Source organism: Dermabacter vaginalis, assembly GCF_001678905.1.
Taxonomy (GTDB): Bacteria; Actinomycetota; Actinomycetes; order Actinomycetales; family Dermabacteraceae; genus Dermabacter; species Dermabacter vaginalis.
Window position 1 is genome coordinate 392370 of the sequence record NZ_CP012117.1, and the last position, 12558, is coordinate 404927.

The 12558-nt window shown below is 64.2% G+C and carries 13 protein-coding genes; 6 read left to right on the top strand and 7 right to left on the bottom strand.

Annotation, left to right across the window (positions count from 1 at the left end):
• Positions 1-58: 58 nt before the first annotated feature.
• The 3 genes from DAD186_RS01585 (at position 59) to msrA (ending at position 3259) form a co-directional block, all read left to right on the top strand.
• A complete protein-coding gene (locus DAD186_RS01585; protein ID WP_065247227.1) occupies positions 59-637 on the top strand; it encodes a CueP family metal-binding protein in 579 nt (192 codons plus the stop codon).
• A gap of 305 nt (positions 638-942) precedes the next feature.
• A complete protein-coding gene (locus tag DAD186_RS01590) occupies positions 943-2514 on the top strand; it encodes an aspartate:alanine exchanger family transporter (RefSeq protein ID WP_236886267.1) in 1572 nt (523 codons plus the stop codon).
• 64 nt (positions 2515-2578) lie between these two features.
• Positions 2579-3259, top strand: a complete 681-nt coding sequence (gene msrA, locus DAD186_RS01595) for a peptide-methionine (S)-S-oxide reductase MsrA (RefSeq protein WP_065247229.1) — start codon at positions 2579-2581, stop codon at positions 3257-3259.
• Here msrA and larC2 read toward each other — a convergent pair.
• Both larC2 and larC read right to left on the bottom strand, forming a co-directional pair.
• Entirely contained in the window at positions 3256-3714 is a 459-nt protein-coding gene (gene larC2 / locus DAD186_RS11190) for a nickel pincer cofactor biosynthesis protein LarC2 (protein ID WP_167550750.1), read from the bottom strand. The genes msrA and larC2 overlap by 4 nt on opposite strands.
• Complete coding sequence (gene larC / locus DAD186_RS11195; RefSeq protein ID WP_082991027.1) at positions 3707-4621, bottom strand: nickel pincer cofactor biosynthesis protein LarC; 915 nt, start codon at positions 4619-4621, stop codon at positions 3707-3709. The genes larC2 and larC overlap by 8 nt, the downstream gene beginning before the upstream one ends.
• A 26-nt stretch (positions 4622-4647) precedes the next feature.
• Between larC and DAD186_RS01605 the strand changes: the two genes are divergently transcribed.
• From DAD186_RS01605 to larB, 3 genes are read left to right on the top strand one after another with little or no spacing between them, the layout of a single operon-like run.
• A complete protein-coding gene (locus tag DAD186_RS01605) occupies positions 4648-5982 on the top strand; it encodes a lactate racemase domain-containing protein (protein ID WP_208854267.1) in 1335 nt (444 codons plus the stop codon).
• A gap of 17 nt (positions 5983-5999) precedes the next feature.
• Positions 6000-6848 carry an ATP-dependent sacrificial sulfur transferase LarE gene (gene larE, locus DAD186_RS01610; RefSeq protein ID WP_418235825.1) on the top strand — a complete coding sequence of 283 codons (849 nt, stop codon included), beginning with the start codon at positions 6000-6002 and terminating at the stop codon, positions 6846-6848.
• Positions 6845-7594, top strand: coding sequence for a nickel pincer cofactor biosynthesis protein LarB (gene larB / locus DAD186_RS01615; RefSeq protein WP_082991028.1), 750 nt, complete (start codon positions 6845-6847; stop codon positions 7592-7594). The genes larE and larB overlap by 4 nt, the downstream gene beginning before the upstream one ends.
• A 16-nt stretch (positions 7595-7610) precedes the next feature.
• Here the strand turns inward: larB and DAD186_RS01620 are convergent, their stop codons facing one another.
• The 5 genes from DAD186_RS01620 to DAD186_RS01640 all read right to left on the bottom strand — a co-directional run bounded on the left by DAD186_RS01620 (position 7611) and on the right by DAD186_RS01640 (position 12557).
• A complete protein-coding gene (locus tag DAD186_RS01620; protein WP_157457062.1) occupies positions 7611-8921 on the bottom strand; it encodes a TRAP transporter large permease in 1311 nt (436 codons plus the stop codon).
• Positions 8922-8924: 3 nt separating this feature from the next.
• Positions 8925-9560 carry a TRAP transporter small permease gene (locus tag DAD186_RS01625; protein ID WP_065247232.1) on the bottom strand — a complete coding sequence of 212 codons (636 nt, stop codon included), beginning with the start codon at positions 9558-9560 and terminating at the stop codon, positions 8925-8927.
• Complete coding sequence (locus DAD186_RS01630) at positions 9557-10495, bottom strand: TRAP transporter substrate-binding protein (protein ID WP_236886268.1); 939 nt, start codon at positions 10493-10495, stop codon at positions 9557-9559. The genes DAD186_RS01625 and DAD186_RS01630 overlap by 4 nt, the downstream gene beginning before the upstream one ends.
• 191 nt (positions 10496-10686) lie before the next feature.
• On the bottom strand, positions 10687-11988 hold the full coding sequence (locus tag DAD186_RS01635; protein ID WP_065247234.1) for a TRAP transporter large permease: 1302 nt from the start codon (positions 11986-11988) through the stop codon (positions 10687-10689).
• Positions 11985-12557, bottom strand: coding sequence for a TRAP transporter small permease (locus DAD186_RS01640; RefSeq protein WP_065247235.1), 573 nt, complete (start codon positions 12555-12557; stop codon positions 11985-11987). The genes DAD186_RS01635 and DAD186_RS01640 overlap by 4 nt, the downstream gene beginning before the upstream one ends.
• Between the last annotated feature and the right edge of the window lies 1 nt (position 12558).

Sequence of the window (12558 nt, forward strand, 5' to 3'; positions counted from 1 at the left end):
GGCATCGGCCTTGAGGCGGTGTCTTCTCACGGTCTTACCACGATCCAAGGAGATTGACGTGAAAAAACGAGCAGCGATCGCAACCGTCGCCCTTGCCCTCGCCCTCGCGGGGTGTTCGGCCGCCGACCCGGAACCCACCGCCGACGGGACGGTGTCCCAGGATGCATTCTTGAATACCCATGGCCTGGCCGCCATGGACGGGGTGGAGATCATTGATCACCTCGACCGGCAGAAGGTCACTGAGCGTCCCACGGATCTGATCGCCTCGGTGCGTGTCGATGAACTGCTGCTCTCGAGCGATGACCAGGAAGTCGTGGTCGATCTTCCCGACAATCAAACGTATGTCTCGATCGCACCCTATCTGACCTCCACCCACGACTGCTTCTACCACAGCCTCACGACCTGCCAGGGGGAACTCGCCAATGAGGATATCCAGGTCAAGATCACCGATGAGGCGACCGGTGAGGTGCTGGTGGACGAGGCGACAACCACCTTCGACAACGGGTTTATTGGCTTCTGGCTTCCCGATGATGTCACCGGCCTGATTGAGGTCAGCCACCAGGGGCATACCGGCACCACGGAGTTTTCCACCACCGACGACGGTGCCACCTGTGTCACAGACCTGCGCCTGACGTGATGGCGCAGTCGGCGATCGGCCAGCAGTTCGTCGACGCCGCCGAGGGGCACGGTGGGTCAGGGGTGTCCCCGAGTAGTGGACACCCCTGGTGCGTCATGAGCGCATCCGGCTCCGACGCTACCCAGGCAACCGTCGGACCGTGCACGTGCACGCATGTGCGCAACCGAAGGTGAAGAAAACCGCAAAGGCACCACCGAATCAGGCTGGATAACGTGGTTGTCTACACCTTGAGGGTGGGGGAGAAGGGCAAGAGCGGGCGCACACGGCCAGCAGTGCCTATTGTGGGAAATATGATCGACCTGCTCGTGAGCTCCCCCCTTCTGACACTCGTTGTCACGATGGCGCTTGGCACCCTCGTGGGTGCGATTCCCTTCGGTCCCCTCCGCTTCGGCCCAGCCGGTGCGCTCTTTGTGGGGCTCGCGATCGGCGCTCTCGACCCGCGTCTCGGCAGCGGCCTCGACCTTGTCGAATCACTGGGCCTCGCACTCTTCGTGTACACGATCGGTATCGCCTCGGGCGCTTCCTTCTTCCGGCAAATGCGCGCGCAAGGTTCCCTCCTCGTGGGCGGCATTCTTCTCCTCGGGGTTCAGGCCGCGCTTTCGCTCCTCACCGGTTACCTCTTCGGGTTTGGTAGCCCCATGGCCGCCGGCATGTTCGCGGGTTCGGGTGCGGCGACGCCCGCGCTCAGCAGCGCCAACCAGATCGTGCCTGGCGACACCAACCCCTCCGTGGGCTTCGCGATCGCCTACCCGCTCGCCGTCATTCTCGGCATGCTGCTCATCCCGAAGATCGCGCGCTCCAAGATGAGCGGCAAGAACGACCCCTCCTCCGTCTCGGCAACGGACCTTCTCGACATCACCGTCGAAGTCGAGAACACGATGAAGATCAGTAAGATCCCCGGCATCGCTTCCGTTCCCGGCAAGGCGGGCGGCGACCTGCGCGTCTCTTACCTGCAAAGGGGCGAGGAAATCCGCGTTGCGCATCCTTCGGAAACCCTGCACGAGGGCGACCGCGTGCTCATGGTGGGCGTGCCCGATGCCGTTCATAAGGCCGCCGCCCTCCTCGGCCGTGAAAGCGAAACGCACCTCGCGAACGACCGCACGAAGGTGAACTTCCGCCGTTTCGTGGTCTCGAACCCGCAACTCGCGGGCCGTACCGTTGCGGACCTGCACATTCCCACGCGCTTCGAATCGATCATCACGCGCGTGCGCCGCGGCGACACCGACATGCTCGCCCACGCCGAAATGACGCTTCAGCTCGGTGACCGCGTGCGCGTCGTCATGCCGCAGGACCGCCGCAAGGAGCTCACGGAGTTCTTCGGCGACTCCGAAATGCGCATTACCGAGGTTGATTTCTTGAGCCTCGGGCTTGGTGTCGCGATCGGCATTATCGTAGGGTTCCTGTCCCTTTCGGTGGGCGGTGCGAGCCTCGCCCTGGGAAGCGCCGCGGGCCCCCTTGTGGTGGGCCTCGTACTCGGGTACATGGGTCGCACCGGCCCGATCGTGTGGACCCTCCCCACGAGCGCGAACCTCACCATTAGGCAATTTGGCCTCTTCATGTTCCTGACCACCGTCGGACTCAAAAGCGGCCAAGCCTTCGCCGGGACTGCCTTCTCCGTGACGGGCCTGCTCGTGGGTATCGCGACCCTGCTCACCCTTGGAATTGCCCTACTTGGGCTGTGGGGAGTCGGGGCCGCGCTTGGGCTCAGCGCGGCACGCACCGCGGGTGCCATCGCGGGTTTTGTGGGCCAGCCCGTACTGCTCAATCACGTGAAAACTTTTGTGGATGATGAGCGCACTGACCCCGGCTATTCGGCGATGTTTGCGGCGGGAATGATCGCGAAGATCCTTTTCGCACAGGCCATCGTGCTGCTCTAGAGAAGCGAGAACGGGGGAGCGCCTCGCCCATGGGCCGTCCAGTCCAGGCGCGTAGGTTCACCTCATGCTTCCTTTTCTCGAGTTCATGAACGCGCACAAAAAGATCATGGTGAAGCCCGAAGACGCGCTTGCCGGCCGTGACGATTACCCGTTCCCGCTGTCCCGCGATCATCTCGTGCTCGGCACGGACATGCTCGGCGAGGGCGCGCCGGAAGGAGCACGCGAGCTGATCCTCGCGGGCGGGTGCTTCTGGGGTATCGAACGCCTCATGTGGCAGATTCCCGGCGTGTGGACCACGGCGGCCGTGTATGCGGGCGGGTACACGCCCCACCCCACGTACGAGGAAGTGTGTTCCGCGAAAACGGCGCACGCGGAGGCTGTGAAGGTCGTGTACGAAGATGAGGAAGCGCTCGCGCGCGTTCTCACCGAGTTCTGGCAGCAGCACGACCCCACGACCGAGAATCGCCAGGGTAACGACATCGGCACGCAGTACCGAAGCGCGATCTTTTGGATCGATCCCGCTCAGGAGCGAATCGTGCGTGCGTCCCTCGAGTCATATCAGGAGGCGCTCAACGCCGCGGGTCGCGGCAGCATCACCACGGTGGTGGCGCCGCTGAGTGAGGCTGGGGCGGGTAAGTACTACTACGCCGAGCCGGAGCATCAGCAGTACCTTGCAAAGAATCCGGGTGGCTACTGCAATCACGGTTTCAACGGGGTCGCGTGTTCCCTTGAAGGCGCACTCTAAGAGGAGTAGGCGTCCCGGGCGCGCCGCAGCGCTTCGCGTTCGGTGATGCCCAATTTTTGGGCGAGGGCCTGCACGTCTCGAAATTCAGGTCCGACGGTTGCCACGGAACCGTCGGAACGCAGAGCGATCTTGAAGGCCACCTCCACGCCCTCAACCTCGATTCTTTCGAACCGCCTGGTGAGGATTCGCCTGTGGAGAGGCGCGTAGCGCACACCGAGGGAACCGGTGAGATCGAGGAGGAGGTCGGCGAGGCGAATTTCCTCGCCCTCGCGGGAAAGTGCGTGCACGGTGACCGCGGGACGGCCGTGCTTCATGATGATCGGGGTGAGCCAGCAGTCGAGCGCGCCGGCCTCGAGCATAGCGTCGATGATGCCGGGCCACAGGCGGGGGTCGGCGTCGTCAACATTCGCCTCGAGTTGGATGACCTGCTCGGGAGTGTCGTGGGCGTCACGCATGAGGGTAGCGCTCCCCGAGGAAGACCCGCACAACATTCGGTCGACCGGGTGTGTCTTTCGTGCCCGCCCCAATACCAACCGCGTGCGTGACCATGCCCGGCATGGGGCCGTAGCTTTCCGCGAGACCGCGCATGAGGGCTACGCCCGTGGGGGTCGCGAGCTCACCGATGCCTGGAGCGACGCCTGATGGGGGCGCAGCCGCGTGGGGGCCGCCCGCGGCGTGCTCGGGAAGCGAGTGTTCATGGTGGTGGTCGTGAGAGTGCCCGTGCGCATGATCGTGGGAGTGCCCGTGCGCGCGTGGCGGCAGCAGGTCGCCGGCAACCGTCGGCCATCCTTCCGCCAGATAAGCCGTGGCCGGAACCGGCACCGGAATGTCCCCGTGCGCGGCGCGAATGCGTCCCGAGCCGACCGCGATCGTGCTGCCCGTCGCGCCCCCGACTCCGAGCTGACGCCAGGCCTCGCACGACCCGATCACGTCGGCGATCGAATCGAGCGCGCCGACCTCGTGGAAGTGCACATCCTCGGGATCGATGCCGTGGGCACGGCCCTCGGCGCGCGCGAGAAGACCAAAAACGCGCAAACCAAGGTCAATCGTGGCGTCGGGAATCGAGCCGCGCGCACCCTCGAGCATCTCGCGGATCGATGCCCACGTGCGGTGGGGCGGGTTCTCGACGAGCATTTCAACGTCGACCTTGACGCCGCGCTGCCCGCAGCGGTCCACGACACGAGAGGAGAGCTTCACGGCGCCGGGGATAAGGGCATCGATCACGGCTTGGACCTGCTCGAGGTTAGCGCCCGCATCGACGAGGGCGCCGAGGAGCATGTCGCCCGCAATGCCGGCCGTCGCATCGATCCACGCGATCGTATGGGGGGAGGTGTCGTCGTTGAGGTGTTCACTGTGTCCCATGGCAACCGATTGTAATCCGCGCGATAATGGACACCATGAGCGAACGAGTAAGTCACGTGAAGCCCATTCCCGCCTCGCTAGTGAGCGCCGCCGCTCGCATTGGTGGCCCCAACGACACCCTCACCGACGAGCAGATCGCAAGTTTTGTGGAGGAACAGCTCGCGAACACCGACCTCGACGGCAAGCGCGTGTGCGTGATCATTCCCGACGGCACCCGGTCAGTACCGCTTCCGCGCGTGATGCCCGCCGTCCACGACGCGCTCAAGGACCGCGCCTCCCACGTGACAGTGCTCATCGCGCTTGGCACGCACGCCGCGATGAGCGAAGAGCACATCGAGCGGATGCTTGGCACGGGCCCCGGCAAGCTCCGCGAGACTTACCCGGCTTTCGAGATTCGCAACCACGAATGGGACAACGAGGCTGAGATCGCGGACCTCGGCGAGATCAGCGCCGAAACGATCGCGGAACTCACGGGCGGGCTTCTGAGCGATGTCCCGATGCGCGTGAACATCAACCGTCACGTCGTCGAAGCGGACGTCAACCTCATCGTGGGCCCCGTGTTCCCGCATGAGGTGGTGGGCTTTTCGGGGGGCAACAAGTACTTCTTCCCCGGCTGCTCCGTGCACGACGTCATCGACATCTCCCACTGGGTGGGCGCGCTCATCACGGCGAGCCGCATCATCGGCGCGCTTGGCCTCACGCCCGTGCGTGAGCTCATCGACGCGGCAAGCGCCCGCATCGAGACCGAGAAATACTGCCTCGCGATGGTCGTGCGCTCCGCGAGCAGCGACCTGCACGCGATGAGCTTCGGAAGCCCCGAGAGCGCGTGGGCGGCCTGCGCACAGATCTCGGCCCACACGCACATTCGCTACGTCGAAAAGCCGTACAAGCGGATCGTCGCGATCATGCCGGAGATGTACGAAGACATTTGGACGGGGGCGAAGGGCTTTTACAAGCTCGAGCCGGTATGTGCCGACGGTGGCCAGGTGATCATCTATGCCCCGCACATCACGGAGGTCGCCGCCATGCATCCGGGCCTTCGCGACATCGGCTACCACAACATCGAGTACTTCACGAAACAGTGGGATCGCTTCAAAAACCACCCGTGGGGCGAGCTCGCCCACTCCACCCACGTCACGGGCCTCGGCACCTACGATGCCGAAACCGGCGAGGAGAAGAACCGCGTGCGCCGCGCGTTTGCCACGCAGATCTCGCCGGAGGTGTGCGCGGAGTACAACGTCGAGTACGTTGATCCCGCCTCTCTCGACCTTGAGGCGCTGCGTCATGATCCCGACACCCTCGTCGTGGATCACGCGGGTGAGGTTTTGCACCGCCTCGCGAGTGAGCGGCAGCCACTGTGAGCGCTTCGCTCACGACGGTGCCTAAGCTCACCGGAGACCTCGCCGTGCGCGCGGATGCCGCCATGCGCGAGCTCACCGAACATGAGCGCGTGGGAATCGCTTACTCGGGTGGGGTGGACTCGGCGACCCTCGCGGCGCTCGCGGTGCGGGCGCTCGGCGCCGAGCGCGTCGTAGCCCTCCTCGGGGTGTCGCCCTCGCTTGCGCGGCGCGAACGGCAAACCGCCCACGAGGTCGCGAAAGCGATCGGCGTGCCCGTTCAGGAGATCCAGACTCACGAGGGTGAGCGTCCCGAATACATCGCGAACGACGTGGACCGCTGCTTCTTCTGCAAGGACGAGCTTTTCACGCGCATCGAGGACGAGGTGCTTGACGAACTTGACCTCGATGCCGTGGCCTACGGTGAGAATGCCGACGATGCGAAGCGCCCCGATCGCCCCGGTGCGGGCGCCGCGACGAACCACGCGGTGCTCCGCCCCCTCGCGAGCGCGGGCCTCACGAAGAGCGATGTGCGCGAGGTTGCGCGAGCCCTCGGCGTTCCCGTTGCTGATAAACCGGCCGCGCCGTGCCTCGCTTCGCGCATTCCCCACGGCGAGAAGGTCACGCCCGAGAAGCTCCGCCAGGTAGAAGATCTCGAGGATGCCGTGTTTGACCTGGGCTTTAGCGACTGTCGCGTGCGCCACCACGGCCGCATCGCGCGCATCGAGGTACCTCAGGGCGAGCTTCCGCGCGCCGTCGAACCCGAGACCCGCGCGGCGCTCGTGAACGTCGGAAGGAAGGCGGGGTTCCGCAACGTCACCCTCGACCTCGCCGGCCTCCAATCGGGCGCGTTCACGCTCAGCATCATGAACGCGAAGGGAACGCTGTGAGCGCGGGGCGTGGCGCGGGCGCAGGCGCAGGTTCGGGGAAGGGGCTCGACGCTTCCCTCGCCAGCATCGCCAACCTCGACTTTGATCGTGCCGCAAGGCGGGGTGCCCCCGAGGCGATCCTGTGCGACGCGAAGAGCACGAAGCAGGTCGCGAGGATCGCTCGCGCGATTCGTGAGCACGCTGAACGGTCGGGCAGCGAGCCCGCGCTTCCCACGCTCTTCACCCGCCTCGACACCGAAAAAGCCGCCACGATCCGTGAAGAGTTGCCCGGCATGGCTTACGACGAAGAAGCGTCGATGGGGGCGTGGCCAGCGTCGGAACCGGACCCTACGGGCGGGCTCGTGACCGTGGCGTGTGCCGGCACGAGCGATCTTCCCGTTGCGCGCGAGGCGGAACTGACAGCGCGCTACCTCGGCCGGCCCACCCGACTCATCCCCGACATTGGAATTGCGGGGCTGCACCGGCTGCTCGAGCGCCTGCCCGAGCTGCGGGAATCCGCATGCATCGTCGCCGTCGCGGGCATGGACGGTGCGCTCCCCACGGTGATTGCAGGGCAGGTCGCGTGCCCCGTCGTCGCGCTGCCCACGTCGGTTGGCTACGGCGTCGCAGCCGGGGGAGTGAGTGCGGCCCTCACAATGCTCTCGGCGTGCGCGCCAGGCATCGGCGTGGTCAATATCGACAACGGATACGGTGCGGGGCACCTCGCCGCGCAAATTGCACGGTGGGCGCCCCGCGATACCGAGTAGCGAGTGTGCGCACTCGCTAGGTGAGCACTCCGAACACACCCGGCAGGAACAACGTGATCTGCGGAATGAACATCACGAGCAAAAGCCCGATCATGAGCGCGATAAAGAACGGCACGAGTGCGCGAATCACGGGCTCCACGCGTACTCCACCCACCTTCGCGCCCACGAACAACACGTTGCCCACGGGTGGGGTGATCGTGCCGATACACAGGTTGAACGTGAGCATGAGACCGAAGTGGATCGGATCCACACCGAGCTGCTCCGCGATGGGAAGGAAGATCGGCGTGAAAATCAAAATCGCGGGAGTGGGGTCCATGAAGGTCCCCACCACGAGAAGAACCGCCATCATGATGAGAAGAATGAGAATCTTTGAATCGGCGAGCGACAAGAGTGCGTGGGCAACGGTTTCCGGGATCGTCGCGTAGCTGAGGGCCCAACCAAGAGCTGAGGACACCGAGACAAGGAGCATGACCACGGCGGTCGTGCGCGCCGAGGCCGCGAGGATCCCGGGCATGTCTTTGAGGTGTAGCTCGCGATACACGAGGCCGAGAATGAAGCAGTACGCGACAGCGATCACGGCCGATTCCGTTGCCGTAAATATCCCCGCGAGAAGACCACCCACGACGATGACGATCATGAGGATTGCCGGCACGGCCTTCACCAGCGTCATGGCGGCTACTGCGAGGGGAATGCGTTCGGTGGTGCCGCGAAGCTCGGTGCGCCTGCGTGCCGCGAGCAGCACAACCGCCACACACGCGAGGACCCACACAAGGCCTGGGCCGTAGCCCGCGACAAACAGTGCGGCGACCGAGGTCGACGACACGAGCGAGTACACGATGAGAGTGTTCGACGGTGGGATCAGCATGCCCGACGGTGCCGAGGCCACATTGACTGCTGCCGCGAACGCGGGGTCGTAACCCTCCCGGCGCTGGCGCGGGTTCATCGTCGTGCCAACGGCTGCTGCCGAAGCGACCGCGGCGCCCGACACCGAACCGAAAAGTGCGTTAGCCACGACATTCGTATGCGCAAGCGAACCGGGGAGGCGCCCCACGAGCACCTTCGCCGCGTCAATGAGGCGCGTCGCAATGCCGCCACTGTTCATGAGGTTGCCGGCGAGCACGAAGAACGGAATGGCGAGAAGCGTGAACGAGCTTGAGCCCGTGAACATTCGCTGCGCCGCGACAAAAACCGCGGAATCCGCGTCGAGAACCGCAATGAGCGCGATGACCGAGGGCAGGCCAATCGCGACGGCAATCGGTGCGCCAATGAGAATGAGAAGAGCGATGCCGATGACAAGAATAGAACCGGCAAGCATTGCGGGATCCACGGGCTACACCTCCGTCGAGTCAGTCTTTTCACCGGATTCTCGGTGACGTGAATGGGGGCCCGCATCCGCGCTCTGACGAGGAATCGCGGGGGCGGGGATGACGTCGGAAGCCTGTGGCTCGAGTGAGGGGAGAACGCCAAATCGTGCGGCATCGATGAGGTCCAGGATGGCCACGACGAACACGATTGCGCCGCACACGGGAAGCGCGAGGTACATGTGGCCGATCGTGAGTGACAGGCCCGGGATCGATTGGCCCCACGTGAGCGCAACACCGCGGATGCCGCCCCACACGAGACCGAGACCTGCGAACAGCGCAACGGCGAGCTCAACGAGGATCGCGAGAATCTTCTGCACCGCTGGGGGCGCGAGACGCGACACGATATCGACGGCGACGTGGCCACGCTCCGCGAACACGAACGCCATCGAGAACAGTGTGAGCCACACGAGCATGTACTGTGCGACGGTCGTGGACCAGGTTGAGGGCTGGCTGAGGACCTGGCGTGCGAACACCTGCCACAACACGACGAGAACGAGAACCGCGAAAATTACGACGCTGACCCACTTGAGGGTCTCGATGATGCCGCGACGAAGTGAGGACACCTGCGCGGTGACCTGCGTAGAGACGGATGCGGTACTCATTTTGAATCTCCCTTCGCCGATTCGTGTTCGCGGACTTTCGTGTAAAGCTCCTCGTCTTCGGGAGTCGTGAGGAACTGCTCGGCGACCGAATCGATTGCCGGGCCGAACACCGAAGGGTCAATCTCGTGAATCGTCGAGCCGGCCTCCTTCATCGCGTCGATCGCCTTATCGGTCTCCGATTTCCACAACTCAACGAAGTAGTCCTGCGCCTTCGTAAAACAGTCGAGGAACGCTTCGCGATCGTCCGCGCGCATTTTCTTGAGCGTGTTCTCACCCGCGACGACGTAGTCGAGGCCGACGAGGTGGTTCGTGAGAGTGAAGTGCTTCGCGACCTCGTAGTGCCGCTGCGTCACGTAGCTAATCTCGTTGTTCTCCGCGCCATCGAGTACGCCAGCCTGAAGAGCGGTGTACACCTCGCCGTAGGCCATAGGCGTGGGAGAGGCACTCATCGCGCGCATGAGTGAAATGAACACATCCGACTCCTGCACGCGGATCTTCTTCCCCGCGAGATCGTCGGGTGAAGACACGGGTGCCTTCGTGTACATGTGCCGTGAGCCCTGCGTCAACCCGCCGATAACCCTCAGGTTCTTCGATTCGACGAGTGACTCGAAAAGCTCACCCACAATTGACTCGTCCTTGAGCACCGCTGCCTGGTGGTCGCTATCGGTGAAGACACCCGGAAGGTTCAGAGGGCGGAAGCGCAGTGAGAGGTTCTCCATTTGTGGACTCGAAATGACTGCCATATCGACGGCGCCATCCGCGACGAGCTGGACCACTTCCTGCTGCGCACCGAGACTTTCATTTGGGTACACGCGCGCGCCCCAACGGCCGTTCGTGGCCTCTCTGAGAAGCTCACCAAATTTCGCGAGTGCGATGTAACTCGGGTGTGTTTCCGTTTGGTTGAGGGACACGGACAAGACGTGATCGGTGCTCACGCTGCCCTCCGCCCCTCCACACGCCGCGAGCGCAGTGACCGCCCCGGCGGCCGTGGCAAGGCCGAGAACGGACCGTCGCGATATGACGCGGGAAGGGGAGCGGTGAAGCCCATCCACCCCTGCAAAAGGGTGCACTGGTGCCATGACGATCAATCTCCTTTGATTTCACACGCTGCCGACTGGCCGGCAGCTTACAAAAGCCCCATTGCGCCCGGCAGCCACAAGGACAGCGTGGGCACGAACGTGACGACGAGCAGCATGAGGAACAGCGCCGCAAGGTACGGCAGGAGCCTCGGGATGACCTTCTCGATCGTCGTGCCCGCAAGGCTCGTACCGATGAAGAGCACGGAGCCAACGGGCGGGGTCATCGTGCCGATGCACATGTTGAACACGAGCATCACGCCGAAGTGGACCGGGTCCACGCCGATGCCCTCCGCGATGGGGAGGAAGATCGGCGTGAAGATGAGGATCGCGGGCGTGATGTCCATGAACGTGCCCACGACAATGAGGACGACGTTGATGAGCAGGAGAATCACGATCGGGTTATCGGAAACGCCGAGGAGCAGGTCGCTAATGGCCTGCGGCATGCCCGTGTAGGCCATGACCCAGCTCATCGCGGAGCTCGCGGCAATGAGCAGGAGGATCACGCCGGTCGTCGCGATCGTACGGCCCATGATCGCCTTGATGTCGGCCCACGTGAGGCTCCGGTAGAGGAGCGCAAGGATGAGGCAGTACGCGACGGCGATGCCCGCGCCCTCGGTCGCGGTGAAGATACCCGCAACGATGCCGCCCACGACGACGATGATGAGCAGGAGCGCCGGGATCGCGTCGAGGATCGTCTTGCCGGCCTGCGAGAGGCTCACGGCGCCCGAGGTTGGGTACTTCTTGCGGATCGCGTGCACGAGCGCGACCGCGATCACGGTGAGGCCCATGAGAATGCCGGGAACCGCGCCCGCCATGAACAGCGCCGCGATCGACGTGCCGCCCGCGATCATCGAATACACGATGAACGCCGTGGTCGGGGGAATAAGCAGGCCCGAGGGAGCCGAAGCAATGTTTGCTGCTGCGGTGAACGCGGGGTCGTAACCGCGCTCGCGCTGCTGTTTGCTCATCGTGCCGCCGATAGCCGCCGCGGCGGCAACGGCCGAACCCGAAAGCGCACCGAAAAGCATGTTGCCCACGATGTTCGTGTGCACGAGTGAGCCGGGCACTCGGCCCGTCACGAGTTCCGCGAGCGCGATGAGGCGCTTGGCGATACCGCCGTTGTTCATGATGTTGCCCGCAAGAATGAACAGTGGGATTGCGAGCAGCGTGAACGACTCGAGGCCCGTGTTCATCTTCTGCATGACAACGAAGATGGCCTGGTCAGGCGGCAGAATCATGAGGATGCTCGCGAACGCGGCAACGGAAATACCGATCGCGATCGGTACGCCCACGGCGAGCAGGAGGAAGAAGGTGCCAAACAGGAGCAGGGTGACCGTCATGGTGCTCATGCGCGGGCCTCCTTAGTCTCGGTGGGGATATCTGCGGCGGCTTCGGCCACGAGCGTCTCGTCGTCGGCGCCAAGGTCGGTGTCGGGGAGGGTTTCACCCGTGAAGTCCTCCCACAGGTTGATGATCTGGGCGAGCACCATGAAAATGCCGCCGACGGGGGCCGCGCCATAGGAGAGGCCACGGGGAATCTGGAGGATCGCGGACGGGGCATCGAGCGACACGAGGGTGAGCTGCGTGCCGCCCCACACGATCACGATCGCCGCGAAGGCGAGCGCGAGTGCGTCGACGAGGATCATGACGATGCGCTTTCCAGCCTCGGGGAGGCGGTCGCGGAAGAACACGAGAGCCATGTGCTTGCGGTTGACGAAAGCGTAGGCGCCGCACAGGAAGCAGGCCCACATGAGCGAAACGGTGACGAGCTCCTCGGTCCAATCGGCAGGATCGGAAAGGACGTAGCGCGTGAACACCTGGATGATCACGAGCAGCGCCATCGCGGCAAGCAGGATGCCTGCGATCACGAACAGGCACACGGTGATGCCCTTTTTGAGCTTGAGCATGGTGTCGTACATG